The 24417-nt window shown below is 64.3% G+C and carries 26 protein-coding genes; 18 read left to right on the top strand and 8 right to left on the bottom strand.

Features of this window, described 5'->3' with window-relative positions:
* Positions 1-2: 2 nt before the first annotated feature.
* Together P9254_RS12330 and P9254_RS12325 are read right to left on the bottom strand one after the other, a co-directional pair.
* Positions 3-455, bottom strand: a complete 453-nt coding sequence (locus P9254_RS12330) for a hypothetical protein (RefSeq protein ID WP_442920314.1) — start codon at positions 453-455, stop codon at positions 3-5.
* Between the two features lie 183 nt (positions 456-638).
* Positions 639-1010 carry a hypothetical protein gene (locus P9254_RS12325; RefSeq protein ID WP_278054970.1) on the bottom strand — a complete coding sequence of 124 codons (372 nt, stop codon included), beginning with the start codon at positions 1008-1010 and terminating at the stop codon, positions 639-641.
* Positions 1011-1177: 167 nt separating this feature from the next.
* Here P9254_RS12325 and ureC point away from each other — a divergent pair, with 167 nt between their 5' ends.
* From ureC to P9254_RS12290, 7 genes are all read left to right on the top strand, one after another.
* A complete protein-coding gene (gene ureC, locus P9254_RS12320; RefSeq protein ID WP_442920311.1) occupies positions 1178-2890 on the top strand; it encodes an urease subunit alpha in 1713 nt (570 codons plus the stop codon).
* Positions 2891-2997: 107 nt separating this feature from the next.
* On the top strand, positions 2998-3603 hold the full coding sequence (locus P9254_RS12315) for a glutathione S-transferase family protein (protein ID WP_278054969.1): 606 nt from the start codon (positions 2998-3000) through the stop codon (positions 3601-3603).
* The gene (gene ureE / locus P9254_RS12310) at positions 3600-4169 is read left to right on the top strand and encodes an urease accessory protein UreE (RefSeq protein WP_278054968.1); all 570 of its coding nucleotides are present in this window, start codon (positions 3600-3602) and stop codon (positions 4167-4169) included. Before P9254_RS12315 ends, ureE begins: the two co-directional genes overlap by 4 nt.
* On the top strand, positions 4120-4833 hold the full coding sequence (locus P9254_RS12305; RefSeq protein ID WP_442920313.1) for an urease accessory protein UreF: 714 nt from the start codon (positions 4120-4122) through the stop codon (positions 4831-4833). The genes ureE and P9254_RS12305 overlap by 50 nt, the downstream gene beginning before the upstream one ends.
* Entirely contained in the window at positions 4830-5270 is a 441-nt protein-coding gene (locus P9254_RS12300; protein WP_127215808.1) for a DUF3995 domain-containing protein, read from the top strand. Before P9254_RS12305 ends, P9254_RS12300 begins: the two co-directional genes overlap by 4 nt.
* Complete coding sequence (gene ureG / locus P9254_RS12295; protein ID WP_127215807.1) at positions 5267-5899, top strand: urease accessory protein UreG; 633 nt, start codon at positions 5267-5269, stop codon at positions 5897-5899. The genes P9254_RS12300 and ureG overlap by 4 nt, the downstream gene beginning before the upstream one ends.
* 66 nt (positions 5900-5965) lie before the next feature.
* The gene (locus P9254_RS12290; protein ID WP_127215806.1) at positions 5966-6733 is read left to right on the top strand and encodes a class II aldolase and adducin N-terminal domain-containing protein; all 768 of its coding nucleotides are present in this window, start codon (positions 5966-5968) and stop codon (positions 6731-6733) included.
* A 196-nt stretch (positions 6734-6929) separates the two neighbouring features.
* On the opposite strand, the gene P9254_RS12285 is transcribed toward P9254_RS12290, so the two are convergent.
* The gene (locus P9254_RS12285; RefSeq protein WP_278054967.1) at positions 6930-7562 is read right to left on the bottom strand and encodes an HAD family hydrolase; all 633 of its coding nucleotides are present in this window, start codon (positions 7560-7562) and stop codon (positions 6930-6932) included.
* Positions 7563-7764: 202 nt separating this feature from the next.
* Here P9254_RS12285 and P9254_RS12280 point away from each other — a divergent pair, with 202 nt between their 5' ends.
* The gene (locus P9254_RS12280; protein ID WP_095825547.1) at positions 7765-8724 is read left to right on the top strand and encodes a sugar-binding transcriptional regulator; all 960 of its coding nucleotides are present in this window, start codon (positions 7765-7767) and stop codon (positions 8722-8724) included.
* A 63-nt stretch (positions 8725-8787) separates the two neighbouring features.
* Here P9254_RS12280 and P9254_RS12275 read toward each other — a convergent pair whose 3' ends face one another.
* Positions 8788-8973, bottom strand: a complete 186-nt coding sequence (locus tag P9254_RS12275) for a hypothetical protein (protein WP_095782167.1) — start codon at positions 8971-8973, stop codon at positions 8788-8790.
* A gap of 110 nt (positions 8974-9083) precedes the next feature.
* Here P9254_RS12275 and gcvA point away from each other — a divergent pair, with 110 nt between their 5' ends.
* The 10 genes from gcvA to P9254_RS12225 all read left to right on the top strand — a co-directional run bounded on the left by gcvA (position 9084) and on the right by P9254_RS12225 (position 20804).
* A complete protein-coding gene (gene gcvA / locus P9254_RS12270; RefSeq protein ID WP_066999164.1) occupies positions 9084-9992 on the top strand; it encodes a transcriptional regulator GcvA in 909 nt (302 codons plus the stop codon).
* A gap of 162 nt (positions 9993-10154) precedes the next feature.
* Positions 10155-11465, top strand: a complete 1311-nt coding sequence (locus P9254_RS12265) for an ABC transporter substrate-binding protein (protein WP_066999167.1) — start codon at positions 10155-10157, stop codon at positions 11463-11465.
* A gap of 137 nt (positions 11466-11602) precedes the next feature.
* Positions 11603-12475, top strand: a complete 873-nt coding sequence (locus P9254_RS12260; RefSeq protein WP_067324684.1) for a carbohydrate ABC transporter permease — start codon at positions 11603-11605, stop codon at positions 12473-12475.
* Between the two features lie 209 nt (positions 12476-12684).
* Positions 12685-13509 (top strand): carbohydrate ABC transporter permease, encoded by an 825-nt coding sequence (locus tag P9254_RS12255; protein ID WP_067323984.1) that lies wholly within the window; start codon positions 12685-12687, stop codon positions 13507-13509.
* A gap of 35 nt (positions 13510-13544) precedes the next feature.
* Positions 13545-14549, top strand: coding sequence for an ABC transporter ATP-binding protein (locus tag P9254_RS12250; RefSeq protein WP_066999175.1), 1005 nt, complete (start codon positions 13545-13547; stop codon positions 14547-14549).
* Complete coding sequence (locus P9254_RS12245) at positions 14546-15316, top strand: L-iditol 2-dehydrogenase (RefSeq protein WP_278054963.1); 771 nt, start codon at positions 14546-14548, stop codon at positions 15314-15316. Before P9254_RS12250 ends, P9254_RS12245 begins: the two co-directional genes overlap by 4 nt.
* Before the next feature lie 155 nt (positions 15317-15471).
* Positions 15472-16950 (top strand): mannitol dehydrogenase family protein, encoded by a 1479-nt coding sequence (locus tag P9254_RS12240; RefSeq protein WP_278054962.1) that lies wholly within the window; start codon positions 15472-15474, stop codon positions 16948-16950.
* A 21-nt stretch (positions 16951-16971) separates the two neighbouring features.
* Positions 16972-17655 carry an HAD family hydrolase gene (locus tag P9254_RS12235; RefSeq protein WP_278054961.1) on the top strand — a complete coding sequence of 228 codons (684 nt, stop codon included), beginning with the start codon at positions 16972-16974 and terminating at the stop codon, positions 17653-17655.
* A complete protein-coding gene (locus P9254_RS12230) occupies positions 17649-19235 on the top strand; it encodes an FGGY-family carbohydrate kinase (protein ID WP_095825551.1) in 1587 nt (528 codons plus the stop codon). The genes P9254_RS12235 and P9254_RS12230 overlap by 7 nt, the downstream gene beginning before the upstream one ends.
* A 165-nt stretch (positions 19236-19400) precedes the next feature.
* On the top strand, positions 19401-20804 hold the full coding sequence (locus P9254_RS12225; RefSeq protein ID WP_278054960.1) for an MATE family efflux transporter: 1404 nt from the start codon (positions 19401-19403) through the stop codon (positions 20802-20804).
* A gap of 40 nt (positions 20805-20844) precedes the next feature.
* Here the strand turns inward: P9254_RS12225 and P9254_RS12220 are convergent, their stop codons facing one another.
* The 4 genes from P9254_RS12220 to speB all read right to left on the bottom strand — a co-directional run bounded on the left by P9254_RS12220 (position 20845) and on the right by speB (position 24287).
* Positions 20845-21489: an amino acid ABC transporter permease gene (locus tag P9254_RS12220; RefSeq protein WP_066999193.1), complete on the bottom strand. Its 645-nt coding sequence runs from the start codon at positions 21487-21489 to the stop codon at positions 20845-20847.
* On the bottom strand, positions 21486-22154 hold the full coding sequence (locus P9254_RS12215; protein ID WP_067323995.1) for an amino acid ABC transporter permease: 669 nt from the start codon (positions 22152-22154) through the stop codon (positions 21486-21488). The genes P9254_RS12220 and P9254_RS12215 overlap by 4 nt, the downstream gene beginning before the upstream one ends.
* An 88-nt stretch (positions 22155-22242) precedes the next feature.
* On the bottom strand, positions 22243-23043 hold the full coding sequence (locus tag P9254_RS12210) for a transporter substrate-binding domain-containing protein (RefSeq protein WP_278054955.1): 801 nt from the start codon (positions 23041-23043) through the stop codon (positions 22243-22245).
* Positions 23044-23231: 188 nt separating this feature from the next.
* Entirely contained in the window at positions 23232-24287 is a 1056-nt protein-coding gene (gene speB / locus P9254_RS12205) for an agmatinase (RefSeq protein ID WP_095782179.1), read from the bottom strand.
* Between the last annotated feature and the right edge of the window lie 130 nt (positions 24288-24417).

Raw genomic sequence — 24417 nt, 5'->3', positions numbered from 1 at the left:
AATCACTTCGGTGGCTTGGCGGCCGCGTAGATGACGACCTTCCCGGGATTGTCGAACTCGACGGCAAGCACGTCCTCGGCCTGCACGCGCCGCGAATCGATGGCGTTGAAGAGCAGGGCGTTCGCTTCGATCTCCTGCCGCAGCTCCGCGACGTCTTCCTGATGCTGCTTTACCTTGTTCTCGATCGCAGGCGGCGGCCCGCCTTCGCTGCGCGCGGCATCCGTCAGGAAAACGATATCGACGGTATCCAGCTTGGTCGTCTTGCGCACGGTGCCGATATTGTCGCGCGTGCGGTCAATGGCGGTGATGACGTTGCCGGCCTCAGTCTTCGACAGCGCCTCCTCCTGCCGGACGTCGGAATCGACGATCGTCGCGCCCGGCTTGGTGCTGTCCAGTGGCGGCTTGCCGTCCGCTGGCTGCGCGGGGAACGCTGGGGCGGCGGCCACGAGAAGCATGGCCACCACAAGGGCTGGAAAGACAAGGGCTGGAAATCCTGTTCCGGGGCACGGGGCGCTCGCCATCGCTCGCTCCTGGTTGAACTTGTGGCGGGGCGAAAAAGGCGAAACGAGTCTTGTTTGCGGGAGGTTCCGTTCGCGATGATGCTGACGGGCCTGCAACCGGCCCGCCAGCATTGGTCGTCAGCTCGCCTTCTTGGTGATCAGCGTCAGCGCGCCATTGGGCTGCAGGCTGGCGGCGATCACCTGCGCCGAGCTCATTCCCTTGGCTTCGAGCGCGGACTTCACCTTGGGTGTCGCGTCGATCGATTTGCGCAGGGTCTGCAGGCCGGCGTCGCCGCGTTGGGCGACGATCTGATTGACCTGCATCTGCGTGTCCTTTGGCAGTTCCGTAATATCGACGATGCTGACGCTCTCGATCGCCGGCGCCTTGGGTGCGGCGGCAGCAGGTGCCGCAGGCGCCGGGCTCGGCTGCGGCGCGGGCTGCTGCTGCGCGCCGGCCGCACCCGCCATCATCAAGCTGGCGGCGGCCGCCAAAAGTATCGTCTTTCGCATGGATATTCCTTCCCTCGGTTTGGAAAACGGTCGTTTTGGGCTGACTCGGTCACCTCAACCGCCAAATGGGATCGGAAGGTGTCGTCGAGCGGGTCATTGCATGACCATTGGATGGCGACAATGTGCGCTCCGCGCCCACACAAACTCGCTTTTGGGAGCAATCGCTGATGGCAAGAATTTCCCGTGCCGCCTATGCGCAGATGTACGGCCCCACGGTCGGCGACAAGGTGCGGCTTGCCGACACCCAACTCTTCATCGAGGTCGAGAAGGATTTTACCGTCCATGGCGAGGAAGTGAAATTCGGCGGCGGCAAGGTCATCCGCGACGGCATGGGCCAGAGCCAGGTATCTAGGGCGGGCGGCGCCGTCGACACCGTCATCACCAACGCGCTGGTCGTCGATGCGCTCGCCGGGATCGTCAAGGCCGATATCGGCCTGAAGGACGGTCGCATCGCCGCGATCGGCAAGGCAGGCAATCCGGACACCCAGGATGGCGTCACCATCATCATCGGTCCGGGCACCGAGATCATCGCCGGCGAAGGCAAGATCCTGACGGCCGGCGGCTTCGACGCGCATATCCACTTCATCTGCCCGCAGCAGATCGAGGAAGCGCTGATGAGCGGCATCACCACGATGCTCGGCGGCGGCACCGGTCCGGCGCATGGCACCTTGGCCACCACCTGCACTCCCGGCCCCTGGCACATGGCGCGCATGATCCAGTCTTTCGACGCTTTCCCGATGAATATCGGGCTGTCCGGCAAGGGCAATGCCTCAAAGCCGGCAGCGCTGGAGGAAATGGTGCTCGCCGGCGCCTGCTCGCTGAAGCTGCATGAGGATTGGGGCACGACGCCGGCCGCGATCGACTGCTGCCTTTCGGTCGCCGACGACTATGACGTGCAGGTGATGATCCACACCGACACGCTGAACGAGTCCGGGTTTGTCGAGAACACGGTTGCCGCGATCAAGGGCCGCACCATCCACGCCTTCCATACCGAGGGCGCCGGCGGCGGCCATGCGCCCGATATCATCAAGGTCTGCGGCCTGCCCAACGTCATCCCGTCATCGACCAACCCGACGCGGCCTTACACGGCCAACACCCTGGCCGAGCATCTCGACATGCTGATGGTTTGCCATCATTTGTCGCCGTCGATTCCCGAGGACATCGCCTTTGCCGAAAGCCGCATCCGCAAGGAGACGATCGCGGCCGAGGACATCCTGCACGACATCGGCGCCTTCTCGATCATCTCGTCCGACAGCCAGGCCATGGGCCGCGTCGGCGAGGTGGCCATCCGCTGCTGGCAGACCGCCGACAAGATGAAGCGCCAGCGCGGTGCGCTGGCTGAGGAGACGGGCAACAACGACAATTTCCGGGTCCGCCGCTATATCGCCAAATACACCATCAATCCGGCCATCGCGCATGGCCTGTCGAAGGAGATCGGCTCCGTGACGGCCGGGAAACGCGCTGATCTCGTGCTGTGGAACCCGGCCTTCTTCGGCGTCAAGCCGGAGATGGTGCTGGTAGGCGGCACAATCGCCGCTGCCCCGATGGGCGATCCCAACGCATCGATCCCGACGCCGCAGCCGATGCACTACCGGCCGATGTTCGGCGCCTACGGCAAGGCGCTGACCAACTCCGCGGTCACCTTCGTCTCCAAGGCGGCTTTTGATGCCGGCTTGCAGGGCAGGCTTGGCGTAGAGAAGGCGATGGTCGCGGTCGAGAACACGCGCGGCGGCATCGGCAAGCATTCGATGGTGCTCAACGACGCCACGCCGCACGTCGAGGTCGACCCGGAAACCTATGAGGTGCGCGCCGACGGCGAGCACTTGACCTGCGCGCCGGCGACCGTGCTGCCGATGGCGCAACGGTATTTTCTGTTTTAGCGCTACCGCATTTCATTCGTCCTGCGGCTCTTCGACCTCATCGCCTGATCGCCATTGGGCTGATGGCTTGGATGGTCTAGGCTCCGGGAAGAGGCAGGATTTGAACCATGTACAAGGCCGTCGGATCACGAGGTTCCCGGGTCAGCCGCGTGCTCTGGATGCTCGAGGAGCTCGGGCAATCCTATGAGTTCGTAGAGGTGAAGCTGCGCTCGCTCGAGGCCTATGCACTGAACCCTTCCGGCAAGGTGCCGATCCTGATCGACGGCGAGCTGACGATCACTGATTCGGCGGCGATCTGCGTCTATTTAGCGGACAAGCATGCCGATAAGGGAATGGGCGCCGATCCCGGGCTCGCCGGCCGCGCCGAGATGGATTCCTGGATGCATTTTGCTCAGAGCGAGTTCGAGGCGCCGCTGTGGAACAAGCTGCGCCACCGCTTCATCCTGCCCAGGGAGCTGCGCGTCGATGTCGGCCCTGCCGCCGCCCATGATTTCGCTTCGGAAGTGAAGGCGCTGGACCGCCGGCTCGGCGACAAGCCTTTTGCGCTCGGCGACCGCTTTTCCGCCGTCGACGTTCTGCTCGGCGATATGGGTGGTTGGGCGCGCGCCGGCCGGTTCTCGGTCGACTCAGATCGCGTCAACGCCTATTTCGATCGCGTGCTGTCGCGACCCGCCCGGGCGCGGGCGCAAGCCAATGGCGGAGCCATGAAATGAAGCTCAACATCAACACCGATTTCACCAAATTTCCGCGCGCCGTCTCGGTGCTCCCGGCCGGCGAGGGCGGAGCGGCGACACCTTTCGACAAGGCCATCTTGCCGCATGACGAGCGGCATTTGCGCCGTCGCGCCATCGAAACCGCCGGCGGCGACAGGCTGTTGGTCGATCTGCCCGAGCCGGTGGCTCTCGGCAATGGCGACCGGCTGGTGCTGGAGGACGGCCGCCAGCTCGAGATCGTCGCCGCGCCCGAAGAGGTCTACGACATCCGCGCCCGCGACACCGTGCATCTCACCGAGCTTGCCTGGCATATCGGCAACCGCCACCTCGCGGCGGCAATCGAGGCGGACCGTATCCTCATCCTGCGCGACCATGTCATCAAGGCGATGCTGGAAGGGCTCGGCGCCACGGTCAGCGAGGTGCTGGAACCGTTCAGTCCCGTGCGCGGCGCCTATTCCGGACATGGCCACGACCATGGCCATGCGCATGATCATCACGGCCACGACCATCACGATCATGATCACGCGCATGGCCATCATGACCACGACCACGATCACCATGGCTGACCAGCCGTCCGGTACCGCACTGCTGCGGCTGATGGCCTGGCTGTCGCCGTCCTTTCCGGTCGGCGGCTTCTCCTACAGTCATGGCCTCGAAAGGGCCGTGCATGACGGACTTGTCGCCGATCGCGGGGATCTCGCCGAGTGGCTGGAGACGCTGGTCGAGATGGGCTCGGGCTGGAACGATGCGGTGCTCTTTGCCGAAAGCTGGCGGCGCGCGCGTGACGGCGGCGATATCGCGGAAGTCGCCGCGCTTGCCGAGGCGCTTGCCGGATCGCAGCAGCGTCACATGGAAACCATGCTCCAAGGCGCCGCCTTCCAAAAAGCCGCCTCTGCCTGGCCTTGTCATGCGCTCGAGCGCCTGCCTGCGGATTGCCCCTATTGCGTCGCTGTCGGCGCGATCGCTGGCAGCGATGGCATCGGCTTGGCGGACGCGCTGTCGGCCTTCCTGCAGGCCTTCTTCTCCAACCTCGTGCAGGCCGCTATCCGGCTCGGCGTTGTAGGACAGGTCGATGCCACCGCTTTGTTAGCCGGCTTCGAACCGTTGGCGCTCGCGACAGCTGCTCGCGCCGCGAACTCCACGCTCGATGACCTCGGCGGCTCGGCCTTGATATCCGACATTGCGGCGATGAAGCACGAAACCCAATATTCGCGTCTGTTCCGCTCATGATCATACTTGCCTTTGTCCTCTCCCTCATCCTGCTGCTGATCACCACGCTGCATGTCTATTGGGGCATAGGCGGCATCTGGCCGGGAAAGGACGCGAAATCCTGCGCCCGCGCCGTTGTCGGCTTTCGCGGCGTCGACGACATGCCCTCGTCCGTCGCGAGCTTTGCCGTCGCCGCGTGCCTGGCGCTTGCGACGCTATGGCCGCTGGCCCTTGAAGGCGTCTTCGCCTCGCCCTTTCCCAGGCAGGGCCTCGCCGCCACGGCGCTGCTCTTTGGGATGGTCTTCTTCGGGCGAGGCATCGCCGGCTTCACCCCCTGGTGGCGCGGGCTGACGCCGGAGCAGCCCTTCGCCCGGCTCGACCGGCGCCTCTACTCGCCGCTCTGCCTGTTGATCGGGCTGGGCTTCGCAATCCTCGCCATCACGGAGTTTCCGGCATGAGCCAACCCAATGGTCCCCTGCGCATCGGCATCGGCGGCCCCGTCGGTTCCGGCAAGACGACGCTCACCGAAAAGCTCTGCAAGGCGCTGCGCGACCGGTTCTCGATCGCCGTCGTCACAAACGACATCTACACCAAGGAAGACGCCATGATGCTGGCGCGCCTGCAGGCGCTGCCGGAGGAGCGCATCGTCGGCGTGGAGACCGGCGGCTGTCCGCACACTGCCATCCGCGAGGACGCCTCGATCAATTTGCGGGCGATCGCCGAGCTGCACCGCAAATTCCCCGACCTCGACATCGTCTTCATCGAATCCGGCGGCGACAATCTCGCCGCCACCTTCTCGCCGGACCTTGCCGATCTGACCCTCTATGTCATTTCCGTTTGCCAGGGCGAGGAGATACCGCGCAAGGGCGGCCCGGCCATCACCCGCTCAGACTTCCTCGTCATCAACAAGAGCGATCTGGCGCCCTATGTGAACGTCAACCTCGACGTCATGCAGGCGGACGCCGCCCGCATGCGCGGCAAGCGGCCATTCGGCTTCACCGATCTGTCGCGCGGCAAGGGTCTGCAGGAGGTGATCGAGTTCATCGTCGAGCTGGGCGGGCTGCAATCGGCACGGCCTGCCGCCTGACCCATCAGTTTGCGGTTGCTGGCAGCCGCCATGCACGGCATGCTCGGCCAAACCGGAGGATTTTCGATGAGCCTTGCCCGTCTGCAGAAGGAAACGCTGACCAACCTGCCTTATTACCAGGAGCGGGTCGATCTCGCCGCCGCCTTCCGCTGGACGGCGCGGCTCAACATGCATGAGGCGGTCGCCAATCATTTCTCGCTGTCGGTCAACGAGGACGGCACGAAGTTCCTGATGAACCCGAACCAGGTGCATTTCTCGCGTATCAAGGCGAGCGATCTTCTTTTGATCGACGCCAACGATCCCGACACGCTCTCCGGCCCCAACGCGCCCGACCCCACGGCTTGGGGCCTGCACGGCGCCATCCACCGCAACGTGCCGCATGCGCGCTGCGCCATGCATGTGCATTCGATCCACGCCACGGTGCTTGCCTCGCTGGCCGACTCCACCCTGCCTCCGATCGACCAGAACTCGGCCATGTTCTTCAACCGTCATGTCGTGGACCCTCATTATGGCGGGCTGGCCTTCGAAGAGGAGGGCGAGCGCTGCTCGAGACTGCTCGTCGATCCCAAGGTCAAGGTGATGGTCATGGGCAATCACGGCGTGATGGTCATCGGGGATTCTGTCGCCGACACCTTCAATCGCATGTTCTATTTCGAGCGTGCCGCCGAGACCTACATCAAGGCGCTGTGGACCGGTCGGCCGCTGCGCACGCTCTCCGATGAGATCGCGGAAAAGACGGCGAGCGAGATGGACGACTATCCCGGCCAGGCCGAGCGCCACCTTGCGGAGCTGAAGGCAATCCTCGACGAGGAAGAGCCGGTCTACAGGAACTGAGCCCCGCGGTTGTGGGTTGACGCTGGAGGCTTGGCTTTCGCCTATTTTCGAAGCCGGGCGCTGCCCCTCACACTCTCCCCGTGAAGCACGGAGAGAGGAGGATCGTCGGCGTCGGAGCGTGTCCCTTCTCCCCGTAGTCACCGGGAGAAGGTGCCGGCAGGCGGATGAGGGGCAGCGCCGGCGTTGGCACGTCTTCTTAGAGACCCAATTGCGCCCGCAGTTCCTCGGCGCTGTTGATGACGATTGCGCCGGGCGGTCCTTCCATCGGCGCTTCCGGCCAGAAAATGGTCTTCATGCCGGCAGCCAGGCCGGCCATCGAGCCGGTGCGGCTGTCGTCGACCGCGACCGCGTCGGCCGGATCGACGCCGGCGAGATAAGCCGCGCGCAGGAAGGGTTCCGCATGCGGCTTGCCTTGGCGTACGTCGTTTCGGCTCACCGTGTGCATGCCGGGATAGACGAGACCGACCGCGCCGAGATTGGCGTCGACGATCAGCCGGTCCGAATTGGACACCACCGCCTGCTCGACGCCTAGCGCGCGCAATTCGTTGAACACCTCGATCGCGCCGGGCCGCGGCTTGAGCGTCTCGGCCATCGGCAGATAGTGGTCGTATTTGCGCACGATCCAGTCATCGAAGTGCAGGTCGAGGCCGAACTGGTCGCGCAGCATTTCGTAGACCGGCCATGCCGCGACGCCCAGCACCCGTTCGTGCAGGTCGGTCGGCGGCGTGATGCCGACGCTGCGCAAAGCCGCCACAAGTGCTGCCTCGTGCAGCGGCTCGCTGTCGACCAGCGTGCCGTCCATGTCCCAGAAAACCGCTTTCGGCGTCATGCAAGGCTCCTTTTGCCGATCCCTTAATGGGTTTCCGGTCAGAGATAAACCGCTCTCCCGGCAAATGGTTGAGGCGAGCGCGAATGGTGCCATCCTTGGTCGGCAGGGGCGCAAGCAATTGCTCTTTCAATTGACAATTGCGCAGGGCCGCTTTCGCTGTAATCTAGAGGGCCCGCTATTGTCGGGCTTGGGGAGGCAGAATGTGAACGCGCGACAGGAAACCGGCAGCACCAGGTTGGACGACGCCGCGCGCGCCGGCTGGCTCTACTATGTTGCCGGCAATACCCAGGATCAGATCGCCGCCAAGCTCGGTATTTCCAGGCAGACGGCGCAGCGGCTCGTCTCGCTGGCGATGTCGGAAGGGCTGATCAAGGTCCGCGTCGATCATCCGATCGCCAATTGCCTCGACCTTGCCGCGCGGCTGAAGTCGCGTTTCGCGCTCGATCTCGTCGAGGTGGTGCCGAGCGATCCGACCTCGTCCTCGACGACGATCGGCGTCGCCGAGGCGGCGGCTGCCGAAATCGAGCGGCGGCTGCGCTCCGCCGCCCCCATCGTCATGGCCATCGGCACCGGGCGCACCCTGAAGGCGGCGATCGAGCTGTTGCCGCCGATGGAGTGCCCGCAGCACAAGGTGGTGTCCTTGACCGGCAACATCTCGCCCGACGGCTCGGCCGCCTTCTACAACGTCATCTTCACCATGGCCGATCGGGTCAAGGCGCGCTCCTTCCCGATGCCGCTGCCGGTCATCGCCTCCTCGCCGGAAGAGCGCGACATGCTGCTCAGCCAGCCGATGATCCAGCCGACGCTGGCGCTGGCCGCGGAAGCCGACGTCACATTCGTCGGCATCGGCGATCTCGGCCCGAAGGCGCCGCTCTACGAGGACGGCTTCATCTCGGAGGGGGAACTGAAGGCACTGCAGAAAGCCGGCGGCGTCGGCGAGATCGTCGGCTGGGTTTTCGACCGCGAAGGCCGCATGATCGAAGGCATCACCAACGACCGCGTTTCGTCCGCCGCCTTGCCGTCACGCGAGAAGTCCTTGGTCATCGCGCTTGCCATGGGCGAGCGCAAGCTGCCGGGCATTCTCGCCGCCGTGAACCGTCGTTTGGTCAATGGCCTCATCACTGATGAACGGACAGCCACCGCCCTGCTCGGCGGCGCGTGATCGTGATGCTGGGCTCGGGCCGAATCTGACGCGACGAGCCGTTGGCGATAAAAAGAAACCCGGCTATTTGTAGCGTCCATGCGGATCGTTGCCATCGAGGAAGCCCATGTCCCGCTGCAGGTGCTCCGACAGTTCTCGGACATCGACATAGCCGCGCCTGCGGCTGGCGAACCACGAGAATTCCCGCGCCAGCAGCGAAATCCATCCATGTATCGGGGTCGAATCGAGTTTTTCCTGCATCGGGGTCATGATCGTCAGCCTTCGCTATGCTTGAACTGGAGTGATCGTCGACCCCAAATATCGGGCTGATCGGCACGTGCTTCCAATCAAACGTCGATCATGACCCATAAAGAGGCCTTATGCCCGATCTGAGCTCCCGGCAGAATGTCCAGCTCCCGCCCCTGCAGGCGATTCGGGTGTTCGAGGCCGTGGCCAGACACCTCTCCTTCACCAAGGCCGCCGAGGAGCTCGGCATGACCCAGGCCGCCGCGAGCTATCAGATCAAGCTTCTGGAAGAGCGCATCGGCGCGCCGCTGTTCCTGCGCCGTCCACGGCAGATCGAGCTGACCGAACCCGGCCAGCGTCTTGCGCCGGCTGTCAGCGAGGCATTCGCGCTGCTGAGCGGCGCCTATGCGGCCGCACGAGCCGGCGCCGACGGCGTGCTTTGCGTTTCCACCCTGCTCACCTTCGCCTCGAACTGGCTGGCGCAGCATCTGGGATCCTTTCAGGTCGCGCACCCCTCGCTTGCCGTGCGCGTCGACACCTCGAACCGAGTCGTCGACTTCGCCCGTGAGGACGTCGACATCGCCATCCGCTCCGGCGGCGGCAAGTGGCCGGGCGTGGAAACGCATATGCTGTTCAGGGCCGACTTCACCCCGGTGCTCAGCCCTAGGCTTGCGGCGAGCATCGGCGGCGTCAAGGAGCCGGCCGACCTGCTCAAGCTCCCCATCCTCGATCCCGGCGACATCTGGTGGCAGGAATGGTTCGCGCTCGCCGGTCTGCCCGCGGAGGAACTCGCCAGCCGTCCCGGCACCAGCATGGGCGCGCAGGCCTATGAGGCCAATGCCGCGATGGCCGGGCAAGGTGTTGCGATCGTCACCAGCGCCCTGTTCAAGAACGAGCTTGCCGACGGCCGGCTGATCCAGCCCTTCGACCTCGTCGGCGACGACGGCCACGCCTACTGGCTGGTCTATCCCACTGCCCGGCGCAACGTGCCGAAGATCCGCGCCTTCCGCGATTGGATTCTCGCCGAGATCGCCTGTCAGTAGGCCGGCATCACAGCCTGCCGTCTCCGCTACGCATCGCCCAGACGGGCGCGGCATCGATTTGTGCTGCGCTGCAGCACCGATTCCGGCTTGACATAATTCACACTTAGTGAGTAATTGCCCACAGCCAAGGCAAATGCTCATCTTGGTTTTAGGGAGGAATTGATGAAACTTCGCACGCTCACCCTGGGCCTGTTGTCGGCCAGCGCCCTTGCATTCGCCGCGCATGCCGAATCCATCACCATCGCCACCGTCAACAACGGCGACATGGTCCGCATGCAGAAGCTGACGGACGACTTCACGAAGGCCAATCCCGACATCCAGCTCAACTGGGTCACGCTCGAAGAGAACGTGCTGCGCGAGCGCGTCACCACCGACATCGCCACCAAGGGTGGCCAGTACGACGTCTTGACTATCGGCACCTACGAGGTTCCGATCTGGGCCAAGCAGAGCTGGCTCTTGCCGCTCGAGAAGCTCGGCGACGACTACGACGTCAAGGACATCATCCCGGCCATTGCCGGCGGCCTTTCGGTCGACGGCAAGCTCTATGCCGCGCCCTTCTACGGCGAGAGCTCCTTCGTCATGTACCGCAAGGACCTGATGGAGAAGGCGGGGCTCAAAATGCCCGACGCGCCGACCTGGGACTTCATCAAGGAGGCCGCCGACAAGATGACCGATCGGGCCAATGGCGTGAACGGCATCTGCCTGCGCGGCAAGGCCGGCTGGGGCGAGAACATGGCCTTCCTGACCGCCATGTCGAACTCCTTCGGCGCCCGCTGGTTCGATGAGAACTGGAAGCCGCAATTCGACCAGCCGGAATGGAAGAACACGCTGCAGTTCTATGTCGACCTGATGAAGGCAGACGGTCCTGAGGGCGCGTCCTCCAACGGCTTCAACGAGAATCTTGCGCTCTTCCAGCAGGGCAAGTGCGGCATGTGGATCGATGCCACCGTCGCCGCGTCCTTCGTCTCCGACCCGAAGGCCTCGCAGGTCGCCGACAAGGTCGGCTATGCGCTGGCGCCCGACAAGGGTCTCGGCAAGCGCGGCAACTGGCTGTGGGCATGGTCTCTCGCCATCCCGGCCGGCACCAAGAAGGCGGACGCCGCCGAGAAGTTCGTCTCCTGGGCGACCTCGAAACACTACCTCGAACTGGTGGCTTCGAAGGAAGGCTGGGCCAACGTTCCGCCCGGAACGCGGACCTCGCTCTACAACAATCCGGAGTACCAGAAGGCAGCGCCCTTCGCGAAGATGACGCTGGACTCCATCAATGCCGCCGACCCGACGCATCCGACCGTCAAGCCGGTGCCCTATGTCGGCGTGCAGTTCGTGGCCATTCCGGAATTCCAGGGCCTCGGCACCACCGTCGGCCAGCTCTTCTCCGCCGCCCTTGCCGGCCAGTCGAGCGTCGATGATGCGCTGAAGCAGGCCCAGGACGCGGCGACTGCCGCGATGACCGAAGGCGGCTACCTCAAGTAAGGCTCCTCCCGGTGCCGAACGCCGGTAGCGGATCATGACCGGCATAGGCCGCCCGAAACCCAGTTCGGGCGGCCACCTTTGCAATCAGGAATTCTGGCACAAGTCTAAATCCGGCTGACCTTGGGAGGGTGACCGTCATGGCTACTCAGCAAACCCGTTCGCTTGCCCGTTTCATGATGGCGCCGTCGGTGATCCTGTTGTTCGTCTGGATGATCGTGCCACTGGTCTTTACGCTGTGGTTCTCGTTCCTCCAGTACAACCCGCTCAATCCGATCCGCGATGGGTTCGTCTGGTTCGCCAATTACAAGCTCTTCTACTCCAACCCCGCCTTCCTGCAGTCGATCATCAACACACTGACCATCGTCGTCAGTGTCCTGGCGATCACCGTGATTGGCGGCATCCTTTTGGCGCTGCTGCTCGACCAGCCGATCTGGGGTCAGGGCTTCGTGCGCATCCTGGTCATCTCGCCGTTCTTCGTCATGCCGCCGGTGGCGGCGCTTGTCTGGAAGAACATGATCATGCACCCGCAATACGGCGTCTTTGCCGATATTGCCCGCTTCTTCGGCGCCAACCCGATCGACTGGTTCGGTCAGCACCCGCTGACCGCCGTCATCCTGATCGTCGCCTGGCAATGGCTGCCCTTCGCGACGCTGATCCTGCTCACCTCGCTCCAATCGCTTGACGGTGAGCAGAAAGAGGCGGCCGAGATGGATGGCGCCGGCTTCCTCAGCCGCTTCTGGTATCTGACGCTGCCGCACATGTCGCGCGCCATCACCGTCGTCATCCTGATCCAGACCATCTTCCTGCTCTCGGTCTATGCCGAGATCCTGGTCACCACCAATGGCGGTCCCGGCTACGCCTCCACCAACCTGCCGTTCCTCGTCTACCAGAAGGCGCTCTTGGAATTCAAAATCGGCCAGGCGTCGGCAGGCGGCGTCATCGCGGTCATTCTCGCCAACATCGTCGCCTTCTTCGTCATGCGCGCGGTCGGCAGGAACCTGGACAAGTAGGGGCAAGACGATGCCACTTGCGCTGAACCACCCCCACTCCGTCCCGCTGCGCGGGACACCTCTCCCCCTGCCCGGGGGAGAGGAAACGCCTGCATCGAAGCCCCGCGCTTCCTCTACCCCGTCGATCGGGGGAGAGGTGGTTTGCGCAGCAAACCGGAGTGGGGGTCGTCGACCCTGCCGCCAACATCGCCGATACGGGAGGACCTGACATGGCACGCGCAGTCACCACCCAGCACAAGACGATCGCAACAGTCGCGGCCTGGGTCGTCGCCCTGCTGATCTTCTTCCCGATCCTTTATACGATCATCACATCCTTCAAGTCGGAGCAGGAGGCGATCCAGGGCTTCGCCCTGATCCCGTCGGGCACCACCGAAAGCTACTCCGAGGTGCAGGCGCAGAGCGGCTATTTCAAGTTCTTCCTCAATTCGGTGATCCTGTCGGTCGGCTCGACCGTCCTTGCGCTCATCGTCGCCGTGCCGGCGGCCTGGTCGATGGCCTTCTCGCCGACCAAGCGGACCAAGGACATCCTGATGTGGATGCTCTCCACCAAGATGATGCCGGCCGTCGCCGTGCTGTTCCCGATCTATCTGATCTTCCGCGACACCGGCCTGCTCGACAGCCGCATCGGCCTCACCATCATGCTGATGCTGATCAACCTGCCGATCGTGGTCTGGATGCTCTACACCTATTTCCGCGAGATCCCGGGCGAGATCCTCGAAGCGGCGCGCATGGACGGCGCCTCGCTGTGGAACGAGATCATCTATGTGCTGACGCCCATGGCCGTTCCCGGCATTGCCTCGACCATGCTCTTGAACATCATCCTGGCCTGGAACGAGGCGTTCTGGACGATCCGCCTGACCACCACCGAGGCCGCACCGCTCACCGCCTTCATCAGCTCCTTCTCCAGTCCGCAGGGCCTGTTCTGGGCCAAGCTCTCGGCCGCCTCGACATTGGCGATCGCGCCGATTCTGATCATGGGCTGGTTCAGCCAGAAGCAGCTGGTGCGCGGCCTGACCTTTGGCGCCGTGAAGTAAACCGTAAGCGGCGGGCGAAATCCGGGGAGGAAACCATGGGAAACATCACGCTCAAGAACGTCTCCAAGTCCTTCGGGTCGACGACGATCATTCCGAACATCGACCTCGCCATCGAGGACGGCGAGTTCGTCGTGTTCGTCGGCCCCTCGGGTTGCGGCAAGTCAACGCTGCTCAGGCTGATCGCCGGGCTGGAGGACACCAGCGGCGGCACCATCAGCATCGATGGCCGCGACGTCACCCGCGAGGCGCCGGCCAAGCGCAAGCTTGCCATGGTCTTCCAATCCTACGCGCTCTACCCGCATATGACGGTCGCCAAGAACATCGCCTTCCCGCTGAAGATGGCCGGCGAGGACCAGGCGACCATCGACAAGAAGGTCAAGGACGCGGCGCGCGTCTTGAACCTCACCAACTATCTCGAGCGGCGCCCGGGCCAGCTCTCCGGCGGCCAGCGCCAGCGCGTCGCCATCGGCCGCGCCATCGTGCGCCAGCCATCGGCCTTCCTGTTCGACGAGCCGCTGTCCAACCTCGACGCAGCCCTTCGCGGCACCATGCGGCTGGAGATCAGCGAACTGCATCATCAGCTGAAGACGACGATGATCTATGTCACCCACGACCAGGTCGAGGCCATGACCATGGCCGACAAGATCGTCGTGCTCAATGCCGGCAACATCGAGCAGGTCGGCTCGCCGATGGAACTCTACAAAACGCCGAAGAACCTGTTCGTCGCCGGCTTCATCGGCTCGCCGAAGATGAACTTGATCGAAGGCGCGCCGGCCGACAAATATGGCGCCAAGACCATCGGCATCCGGCCCGAGCACATCAACATCTCGACCACGGCCGGCGACTGGAAGGCGACGGTCGGCGTTGCCGAGCATCTCGGCTCCGACACCTTCCTGCATGTCCAGACCGATGGCATCGGCACGATCAATGTGCGCGCCGACGGCGAGGTTGCCGTCAAGCACGGCGACACCGTCTACCTGACGCCCGACAAGGCCAAGCTCCATCGCTTCGGCGCCGACGGCAAGGCGCTGGCGCAGTGAGGCTCAAAGGCAAATCGGCGCTGATCACCGGATCGGCGCGCGGCATCGGCAGGGCCTTCGCCGAAGCCTATGTTCGCGAAGGCGCCAGGGTGGCGATTGCCGACATCAATCTCGAAGCGGCGGAAGCGACGGCAAAGGATATCGGCTCTGCCGCTTACGCGATCCGGCTCGACGTCACCAACCAGTCCTCGATCGAGGCCGGCGTGAAAGCCGTCGAAGCGAACGCCGGCGGCCTCGACATCCTGATCAACAATGCCGCCTTGTTCGACCTTGCGCCCATCGTCGAGATCAGCCGCGCGAGCTACGACAAGCTCTTCTCCGTCAATGTCGCCGGCACGCTGTTCATGCTGCAGGCGGCGGCCCGCTCGATGATCGCTGCTGGCCGGGGCGGCAAGATCATCAACATGGCGAGCCAAGCCGGGCGCCGCGGCGAGCCCCTGGTCGCGGTCTATTGCGCCACCAAGGCCGCCGTCATCTCGCTTACCCAGTCGGCCGGACTCGACCTGATCAAGCACCGCATCAACGTCAACGCCATCGCACCGGGCGTCGTCGACGGCGAGCATTGGGATCACGTCGATTCGCTGTTCGCCAAATATGAGAACCGGCCGAAGGGCGAGAAGAAGAGGCTCGTCGGCGAAAGCGTGCCCTATGGCCGCATGGGTCGAGCCGAAGATCTGACTGGCATGGCGGTTTTCCTCGCCAGTGACGAAGCCGAATACATTGTCGCCCAAACCTACAACGTCGATGGCGGTCAATGGATGAGTTGAGGGGGAAGCGCGCCTCTCTTCCTCCGGGGAGGACGCGTCGCGGGGCAGGTGAGGGGCGCATACCGGCAAACGGACGCTGCCCCTCACCGCTCGCCCCAAGCGGGTGAATTGGGGGTTGGATTGTCGGGCTGCATATCGGCCAAAGGGTAAGTAAGATGACCGTGAAACTCTCTTTCTCGAACCTCGCCAAGCTTCCGTCGAAGGTTTCCGGTCCGAAATACGATCGCGCCGCGCTGAAGGCCGGCATCGTGCATTTCGGCGTCGGCAACTTCCACCGCTCGCACCAGGCTGTCTATCTCGACGACCTGTTCAATTCCGGCCTCGGCCATGACTGGGCGCTGATCGGCGCCGGCGTGTTCGAGGGCGAGAAGGCCGGCCGCGCCAGGCTGCAGGAGCAGGACTGGCTGACCACCGTGGTCGAGCAGGACCAGGGCCATATGAGCGCCCGCGTCACCGGCGCCATGGTCGATTTCCTGATGCCGGGCGATGCTGAGGCGATCGTCGAGCAACTCGCCGACCCCGCGATCAAGATTGTGTCGCTGACCATCACCGAGGGCGGCTATTTCATCGATCCGGCCTCCGGAAAGTTCAATCCGGCCCATCCCGACATTGTTGCCGATGCCCAGCCCGGTGCGGCACCGAAGACGGTCTTCGGCATCATTCTTGCCGGACTGGTGCGCCGGCGCGCCGACGGCATCGTGCCGTTCACGGTCATGTCCTGCGACAACATCCCCCACAATGGCCACGTCACCTCCGACGGCGTCATCGGCCTTGCCCGGCTGATCGACGAGGCTCTGGCCAACTGGGTGAGGGACAACGTCGCTTTCCCGAACGGCATGGTCGACCGCATCACGCCGGCCACCACCGATCGCGAGCGCAGCATTCTGGCCAATGATTTCGGGCTGGAGGACAATTGGCCGGTCTTCTGCGAACCGTTCAAACAGTGGGTGCTGGAAGATCATTTCACCGCCGGCCGGCCGCCGCTGGAACGGGCCGGCGTCCAGTTCGTCAAGGATGTCTCGCCTTACGAGCTGATGAAGATCCGCATCTTGAACGGCGGCCACGCAGCAATCGCCTATCCGGCGGGCCTGATGGACATCCATTTCGTGCATGAGGCGATGCAGGAGCCGCTGGTGCGCGGCTTCCTCGCCAAGCTGGAGCGCGACGAGATCATCCCCACCGTGCCGCCGGTGCCGGACACGGTGCTCGAGGATTACTACCAACTCATCGAGCGCCGCTTCTCCAACCCCAAGATCGGCGACACCATCCGAAGGCTTTGCCTCGACGGTTCCAACCGCCAGCCGAAATTCATAATTCCGACCGCCGCGGACCGGCTGAAGGCGGGGAAAGGTATTGCCGGCCTGGCTCTGGAGTCCGCGCTCTGGTGCCGCTACTGCTTCGGCACCACCGACAGCGGCGCCGTCATCGAGCCGAACGATCCGAACTGGAACCGGATGCAGGCGACCGCCAAAGCGGCGAAGAACTCGCCCGAGGCCTGGCTGGCGATGGACGACATCTATGGCGATGTCGGCCGCTCCGCCGTCTTTGCCGAAGCCTTCGCCCATGCGCTGAACGAATTGTGGGCGAACGGCGCGCGCGAAACCTTGACGCGCTATCTCGCCGATAAGCTCTGAAGCTCTTTGGACGCAGCCGCAATGACGCCCGAGCTGGTCATCTTCGACTGTGACGGCGTGCTGGTCGACAGCGAGGCGCTTTCGGTTTCCGCGTTGCTGGGCATGATCGAGCTCGCCGGCGGCACGGTTTCGGAGGACGCCGCCTACGAGCATTTCCTCGGCAAGAGCATGAAGAGCGTGCGCGAGATCCTCGGCAGCGATTTCGGCCTGGAGATCAGCGACCAGCATCTCACCGCCATGCGCGTCGAGCTGATGCGCAAGTTCCGCGAGGAGCTGAAGCCGATCCCCGGCATCAAGGAGATCCTGCCGAAGCTTGGCCTGCCCCATTGCGTCGCCTCTTCCGGCACGCTGGAGCGCATCCGCTACGCGCTCGAGGTCACCCGCCTGCTGGACCTGCTGGAGCCGCACCTCTTCAGCGCCGCCATGGTCAAGCGCGGCAAGCCGGCGCCGGACCTGTTCCTCCATGCCGCCGCCGCGATGCGCGCTGACCCGGGCAAATGCCTTGTCATCGAGGACAGCCCGGCCGGCATCGCCGCGGCGCGGGCGGCGGGGATGCGCGTCTTTGCCTTCACCGGCGGATCGCATGCAAACAACCCCGCGCTCAAGGCGCGGCTTGCGTCGACCGAACCGCACTTTATATTCGCTGACATGCTGCAATTGCCCGACCTGATTGCAGACCTGGGAGCGAGAGTAAAAGCATCTTGACGAGTTTCGTTTGCGCGGTCGATGTCGGCACCGGGAGCGCTCGCGCGGGCATTCTCGACTCGCATGGCAACCTGCTCGGCCGCGCCGAGCGGCCGATTGCCATGCACCAGCCTAAGCCCGATCACGCGGAGCACGATTCGGAAAATATCTGGTCGGCAGTCTGCGCCGCCGTGCGGGCCGCGCGCGAGAAGACGAACGTCGCCGCATCGGATATTGTCGGCATCTCCTTTGACGCCACCTGCTCGCTGGTGGTGCGCGGCAGGCGGGGCGATCAGCTGAGCGTCTCGGTCACCGGCGAGAAGCGCTGGGACACCATTGTCTGGCTCGACCATCGCGCCATCGCCGAAGCTGACGAATGCACCAGAAGCGGCCATGCGGTGCTCGACTATATCGGCGGGGTGATGTCGCCGGAAATGGAAACGCCGAAGCTGATGTGGCTGAAGCGCAACCTGCCCGCCACCTGGAATGAAGCCGGCTATCTGTTCGATCTCGCCGATTTCCTGACCTGGAAAGCGACCGGATCTCTCGCCCGCTCGCAATGCACGCTGACGGCCAAATGGACGTATCTCGCGCATGAGGAGACGGGCTGGCGGCGCGATTTCTTCAAGCTCGTCGGCATCGGCGATCTCTTCGAACATGGCAATCTTCCGGACAAGGCGAGCCCCGTCGGCACCGATATCGGGCAACTCACGGCCGATGCGGCGGCAGATCTCGGCCTCACGGAAAAATGCCGGGTCGGCGCCGGGGTCATCGACGCCTATGCCGGCGCGCTCGGCGTGCTCGGCGGCTTCGCCGGCGACGAGAAGGACATCAGCCGGCACCTGGCGCTGATTGCCGGCACCTCGTCCTGCGTCATGGCGATGTCGCAGGATCCGCAGCCCTTCGCCGGCGTCTGGGGCCCGTATTATGGCGCGGCGTTGCCAAAGCTCTGGCTGTCGGAAGGCGGTCAGTCGGCGACCGGCGCTCTGCTCGACCACATCATCCGCTGGCACGGCGCCGGCGGCGAGCCGGATGCGGCAATGCATGCCAGGATCGCCAAGCGCGTCGCCGAACTGCGCGCCGCCGAGGGCGACGCGCTGGCGGCGCGGCTGCATGTGCTGCCGGATTTCCACGGCAATCGCTCGCCGCTCGCCGACCCGCACGCGGTTGGCGTCGTCAGCGGGCTGACACTCGATTCCTCCTTCGACAGCCTGTGCAAGCTCTACTGGCGCACCGCCGTCGGCATCGCGCTCGGCGTGCGCCATGTGCTCGAGGCGCTGAACGAGAACGGCTATTTGATCGACACGCTGCACGTCACCGGCGGCCACACCAAGAACCCGCTCTTGATGGAACTCTATGCCGATGCCACCGGCTGCACCGTCATCGAGCCGCTGGCCGACGAGGCAGTGCTGCTCGGCACCGGAATGGTCGCTGCGACCGCCGCTGGGCTTTACCCCGACCTGAACGCCGCTTGCGTGGCCATGCAGCAGGGCGGCAGGACGCGGCCCCCGAATCCGGCCGCCGGCGCTCGCTTCGACCGCGACTATCGCATCTTCCTCGAAATGCACCGCCAGCGGCAGGCGCTCGACACCATCCAATAGAAGGCTCGGCTCTTGCGCTTCCCGCTGGCTCAATAGGTCGCCGCTCCTCCTCCTTGCCAATATGTCGCATTTCGTTCACAAGACGGCGCAAACGGCGCCATTTTGCGCCGTTTGCGTGCGGCTTCCGGGCGTTGTCCCGACGCGCCGTGGTCTGAAGAGCGGAAAATGTCTGCGATCGAAGCCGGCGCTCGCGCGCCGGAAAATTTTTGGCGTCAGGAAATCAGGGCGACATTGTCGCTTGCCTGGCCGATGGTGCTCACCAATCTCGGCCAGACCGCCATGACCGCGACCGACGTCATGATGATGGGCCGTTTGGGACCCGACACGCTGGCCGCCGGCGCGCTCGGCTCCAACCTCTATTTCATGCCGCTGATCTTCGGGCTTGGCCTGATGCTCGCCACCTCGCCGATGATGGCGACCGAGCTCGGCCGCCGACGCCATTCGGTGCGCGACCTGCGCCGCACCGTGCGCCAAGGACTCTGGCTGGCGGTCCTCGTCTCGATCCCGATCTGGCTGTTCCTCTGGCATGGCGAAGAAGTGCTTTTGGCCATGGGGCAGAAGCCGGACCTCGCGCACCAGGCAGGCATCTACCTGCACTGGCTGCAATGGGCGGTGCTGCCTTTTTACGGTTATATCGTGCTGCGCTCCTTCATCTCGGCGCTGGAGCGGCCCGGCTGGGCGCTGATCATCGTTTTCGTCGCCGTCGCCTGCAACGCCTTCTTCAACTGGGTCTTCATGTTCGGCAACCTCGGCGTCCGCCCGATGGGCATCGCCGGCTCGGGCCTCGCCACCTCGCTTTCCAGCATGCTGATGTTTGTTGGACTGGCGGCCGTGGTGGTGCTGGAGAAAAAATTCCGCCGCTATCACCTCTTCGGCCGCTTCTGGCGCTCCGACTGGCCGCGCTTCCGCGGCCTGCTGAGGCTCGGCCTGCCGATCGCCGGCATCCTCGCCTTCGAGGTGACGATCTTCAATGCGGCAGCCCTGCTGATGGGTCTGATCGACGCGGATTCGCTGGCAGCCCACGCGATTGCCATCCAGATCGCCTCGATCTCCTTCATGGTGCCGCTCGGCCTCAACCAGGCGGTCACCGTGCGCGTCGGCCTGGCACATGGCGCCGGCAATCCCGAGGGCGTCTCGCGCGCCGGCTGGACCAGCTTTGTCATCGGCGTCTCCTTCATGGCGCTGATGGGGCTGGTGATGATCCTATGGCCGCATCTTTTGATCAGCGCCTTCATCGATCTCGCCGATCCGGCCAATGCCAGGGTGATCATGCTTGCCGTGTCCTTCCTGGTGTTTGCCGCGCTGTTCCAGATCTTCGACGGCGCGCAGGCGGTGGCCGCCGGCATGCTGCGCGGCCTGCACGATACCAAGGTGCCGATGATCTATGCCGCGATCGGCTATTGGGGGGTCGGCCTTCCGCTCGGCGTGCTGCTCGCCTTCCATTTCGGCTCCAACGGCGTCGGCATCTGGATCGGCCTTTCGTCAGGCCTGGCGGTGGTGGCGGTGCTCCTGCTCGTCCGTTGGCTGCGGCGCGATCGCATCGCGCCGGCGCTGTCGTTCAGCCATTGAGAAGAGCGGCCGCCGGTCAGGCGGCGGCCCTCGTCGACCTTCAGTGTGCGGCGACACGCTCAAGCCGCCGCGCATATTGCGTCAGCGGGAAGCACATCACGAAGAAGATCAGCGCCACCAGCCCGTAGACGGTGAAGGGTTCGAAGGTCGCGTTGTTGATGGCGTTGGAGGTCCTGACCAACTCCTCGAAACCGATGATCGAGGTCAGCGCCGTCGATTTGATCAGCTGCACCAGGAAGCCGACGGTCGGGGCGCGCGTGATGGCGAAGGCCTGCGGCAGGATGATCAGCCTGAGTTCCTGCAGATAATGCAGTCCGAGACTGGCGCCGGCGTCCCACTGGCCGCGCGGCAGCGCATCGACACCGCTGCGCCAGATCTCGGCGAGATAGGCGCTGGCAAAGAAGGTGAGGCCGAGCGCCGCGGCGGTCCATGGCTCGATACGCAGCCCCAACATCGGCAGGCCGAAGAACATCAGGAAAAGCTGCATGAGGAGCGGCGTGCCCTGGAACAGCGCGATATAGCCGGAAGCGATCCGCTTGATCCATTTGTTCTTGGCTATGCGGAAGAACAGCACGACCAGCCCGACCAGCGCGCCGCCGACGAAGGCCGCAAGCGACAGCAGCACCGTCCAGCGCGCGGCGAGCAGAAGGTTGCGCAATATGTCCCAGAGGGTGAATTCGATCATGACACGCCGGCTCCGAGTGCGCGGCGTCCGCCGCTGACCAGCAGCCGGCGCAGCCCCATCGACAGGCCGAGATAGACCATGGTCACCACCAGATAGGTTTCGAAGGCGCGGAAGGTGCGCGCCTGCAGCATGTCGGCCTCGTAGGTCAGTTCACGCACCGCGATCTGCGACACCACCGCCGATTCCAGCATCATGATGACGATCTGGCTGGTCAGCGCCGGATAGATCACTGTCAGCGCCTGCGGCAGCACGATCTTGATGAACACCTGTCTGGGCCTGAGCCCGAGCGCAAGCGCTGCCTCCGTCTGCCCGCGCGGCACCGCGTCCAGACCCGCGCCGACGATCTCGATCGTGTAGGCCGCCATGTTGAGCGTCATCGCCAGCATGGCGGCCAGGATCGGATCGAGTCGGATGCCGAGGCTGGGCAGGCCGAAGAAGATGAAGAACAGCTGCACCAGGAACGGCGTGTTGCGCATCACCTCGACATACCAGCCGATCGCCAGCTTGAGCGGCCTCGGGCCGTTCCGGCGGCCGGCGGCGCCCAGGATGCTGAGGAAAGTGCCGGCGAGCGTGGTGACGACGATCAGAAGCAGCGTCATCGCCGCGCCGCGCGCGATCGCGCCCGCTGCACCCGCAAGCCAGCCGAAGTCGAGGCTGTAGCCCATCGCGATTGGCCCTGTTGGAAAGCGTGTAGCGCAAGAAGCAAGTACGGGAGCGGTTCAGCGCTTCATGCGCGCTGAACCGCTCCGGGGATCAATCCTTGAGGTTGTCGGGATTGAGCGGCGTCTTCAGCCAGGCCTTCGAGCTCTCGTCCAGCTTGCCGTCCGCCAGCATCTTGGCGACCGCATCGTTCACCGCCTTCTTCAGCCTGTCCTCGTTCTTGTTGAGGCCGATATGCGAGGGCGAGGTCAGCAGCTGGAACTTCTGCTCGGGCTTCAATGCAACCTGCTTGGCCAGCACCTGCGCGCCGACATCGTTGCCGACCACCATGAGCTGCGTCTGTCCGGAGATGAAGGCCTGGATGACGGAATTGTAGTTGTCGAAGCGGCGGATGTCGGCCGAGGCGGGCGCCGCCTGGGTGAGCGAGGTATCCTCCAGCGTGCCGCGATTGACGGCGATCGACTTGTCGGCAAGGTCGTCCTTGCCTTTGACGGCAAGCTCGGCCGGGCCGATGACGGCGATGTAATAGGGCGCGTAGGCGGCGGCGAAATCGATCACCTGCTCGCGCTCCTTCGAATAGCCGACGCTCATCAAGATATCGACGCGCTTGTCGGTGAGATACGGGATGCGATTCTGGCCGGTGACGCTGACGAGGTTCAGCTTCACCTTCAAGGAATCGGCGATCGCCTGCGCGACGTCGATGTCATAGCCCTTGATGCTCATGTCGGCGCTGGCCGAGGAAAAAGGCGGGAAGTCGGAGAAGATGCCGACATTGATGGCCCCGGCCTTGGTGATGTCGTCGATGGCGTCGGCCTTGGCCTGCGAGGCAAGACCGGCGGCGCCGAGCATGATGAGTGCCGCAAGTGCGGATTTCAGTGTGTTGCGAACAATCATTTTAGTTCCCCTGCTGGAAGCTTGTTGTTGAAACCGGCCGCCGGCTCCAGCGCGACGGCCGTACTGGTTAGCAATTCCAGGAAAAGCGGGAAGCGGTCTACGCTTGGCGACTTCGCATAGCTTCCGTCCGGAATTGCGTAAAAACGAAGCGGTTCGCCGTTTCCATGAAGCGGTGAAACGCTCTCGTGTCAGCCCTTCTTGATTGCCGGGCTGAACACCATCAGGCTCAGGATCTCGAACAGGACTTGCGCGCCGACATGGGCGGTGTTGGTGGTCGCGTCATATTGCGGCGCCACCTCGACGACGTCGCCGCCGACGATGTTGAGGCCCTTCAGGCCGCGCAGCAGCTCGAGCACCTCGCGCGTCGTCAGCCCACCGACTTCAGGCGTGCCGGTGCCCGGGGCGAAGGCCGGATCGATGCTGTCGACGTCGAAGGAGATGTAGGTCGGGCCGTCGCCGACGATCTTCCGCGCCTTCTCGATGATGGCGGGTATGCCGAGGCCGGTCACCTCCTCGGCATGGACCACCGTCATGCCGGATTCATAGGTGAACTCCCACAGATACTCGGCCGAGCCGCGAATGCCGATCTGGATCGTGCGGGTGGGATCGAGCACGCCGTCCAGGACCGCGTTGCGGAACGGTCCGCCGTGGTGGAACTTGGTCATGTCGAACAGCCCGCTGGTGTCGCAATGGGCGTCGATATGGATCATGCCGACCGGAGCCTGCTTACCGACCGCCTTCAGGATCGGATGGCTGATCGAGTGGTCGCCGCCGACCGAAAGCGGCAGCACACCGGCGTCGACGATCTGGTTGGTGCGCTTTTCGATGTCCTCGTGGCTGATCTCCAGCCGGTAACGGCTGCGGAACGGCGTGTCGCCGATGTCGGCGACGCGCAGCTCATGCGTCGGCGCGCATTCCAGCACGTGATTGTAGGGGCCGATGCGCTCGATGGCGCGCAGCGCCCGCGGCCCGAAGCGTGAGCCCGGCCGGTTGGTGACGCCAAGGTCCATCGGCACGCCGATCATCGCCACTTGCAAGTCGCCGAAATCCGGATTGTCGGCCGCCACCTGCCGGTACGGCGCGGCAAGGAAGGTCGGGATGCCGGAATAGGGCGCTAGCCGGGTGCCGCTTTTGCTGAAGATCTTGTCGGCGACCTTGCGGAATTTCGGGTCGAACATCTCGCCGCCATGGCTCTCGCCATATTTGCGGCGCAACGCTTCGAGCTTGCCGCGATCGTAACCCATGTCCGGTACTCCTCCGAGACTGCTTGCAGCGCGGCGGCTGCACCGACGGCTGCCAAGCCAGCAGTCATCCGGCTGATCGTTGCCCGCCGGCGCCTGCGAAATCTACGTCTGTTGAGCTGTTCCGGGCAAA

This window comes from Mesorhizobium sp. WSM4983 (genome assembly GCF_029625765.1).
Taxonomy (GTDB): domain Bacteria; phylum Pseudomonadota; class Alphaproteobacteria; order Rhizobiales; family Rhizobiaceae; genus Mesorhizobium.
This window is presented reverse-complemented; position numbering and strand designations above follow the sequence as displayed.

Coding starts and splice junctions, on each gene's coding strand:
- P9254_RS12315 (WP_278054969.1), top strand. CDS start 2,998: ATGTACAAGGCCGTCGGATCACGAGGTTCCCGGGTCAGCCGCGTGCTC.
- P9254_RS12300 (WP_127215808.1), top strand. CDS start 4,830: ATGATCATACTTGCCTTTGTCCTCTCCCTCATCCTGCTGCTGATCACC.
- P9254_RS12235 (WP_278054961.1), top strand. CDS start 16,972: ATGACGCCCGAGCTGGTCATCTTCGACTGTGACGGCGTGCTGGTCGAC.
- ureC (WP_442920311.1), top strand. CDS start 1,178: ATGGCAAGAATTTCCCGTGCCGCCTATGCGCAGATGTACGGCCCCACG.
- P9254_RS12265 (WP_066999167.1), top strand. CDS start 10,155: ATGAAACTTCGCACGCTCACCCTGGGCCTGTTGTCGGCCAGCGCCCTT.
- P9254_RS12250 (WP_066999175.1), top strand. CDS start 13,545: ATGGGAAACATCACGCTCAAGAACGTCTCCAAGTCCTTCGGGTCGACG.
- P9254_RS12255 (WP_067323984.1), top strand. CDS start 12,685: ATGGCACGCGCAGTCACCACCCAGCACAAGACGATCGCAACAGTCGCG.
- P9254_RS12275 (WP_095782167.1), bottom strand. CDS start 8,973: ATGACCCCGATGCAGGAAAAACTCGATTCGACCCCGATACATGGATGG.
- P9254_RS12260 (WP_067324684.1), top strand. CDS start 11,603: ATGGCTACTCAGCAAACCCGTTCGCTTGCCCGTTTCATGATGGCGCCG.
- P9254_RS12215 (WP_067323995.1), bottom strand. CDS start 22,154: ATGGGCTACAGCCTCGACTTCGGCTGGCTTGCGGGTGCAGCGGGCGCG.
- P9254_RS12325 (WP_278054970.1), bottom strand. CDS start 1,010: ATGCGAAAGACGATACTTTTGGCGGCCGCCGCCAGCTTGATGATGGCG.
- ureG (WP_127215807.1), top strand. CDS start 5,267: ATGAGCCAACCCAATGGTCCCCTGCGCATCGGCATCGGCGGCCCCGTC.
- P9254_RS12285 (WP_278054967.1), bottom strand. CDS start 7,562: ATGACGCCGAAAGCGGTTTTCTGGGACATGGACGGCACGCTGGTCGAC.
- P9254_RS12330 (WP_442920314.1), bottom strand. CDS start 455: ATGCTTCTCGTGGCCGCCGCCCCAGCGTTCCCCGCGCAGCCAGCGGAC.
- gcvA (WP_066999164.1), top strand. CDS start 9,084: ATGCCCGATCTGAGCTCCCGGCAGAATGTCCAGCTCCCGCCCCTGCAG.
- P9254_RS12240 (WP_278054962.1), top strand. CDS start 15,472: ATGACCGTGAAACTCTCTTTCTCGAACCTCGCCAAGCTTCCGTCGAAG.
- P9254_RS12210 (WP_278054955.1), bottom strand. CDS start 23,043: ATGATTGTTCGCAACACACTGAAATCCGCACTTGCGGCACTCATCATG.
- P9254_RS12225 (WP_278054960.1), top strand. CDS start 19,401: ATGTCTGCGATCGAAGCCGGCGCTCGCGCGCCGGAAAATTTTTGGCGT.
- ureE (WP_278054968.1), top strand. CDS start 3,600: ATGAAGCTCAACATCAACACCGATTTCACCAAATTTCCGCGCGCCGTC.
- P9254_RS12305 (WP_442920313.1), top strand. CDS start 4,120: ATGATCACGCGCATGGCCATCATGACCACGACCACGATCACCATGGCT.
- P9254_RS12290 (WP_127215806.1), top strand. CDS start 5,966: ATGAGCCTTGCCCGTCTGCAGAAGGAAACGCTGACCAACCTGCCTTAT.
- P9254_RS12220 (WP_066999193.1), bottom strand. CDS start 21,489: ATGATCGAATTCACCCTCTGGGACATATTGCGCAACCTTCTGCTCGCC.
- speB (WP_095782179.1), bottom strand. CDS start 24,287: ATGGGTTACGATCGCGGCAAGCTCGAAGCGTTGCGCCGCAAATATGGC.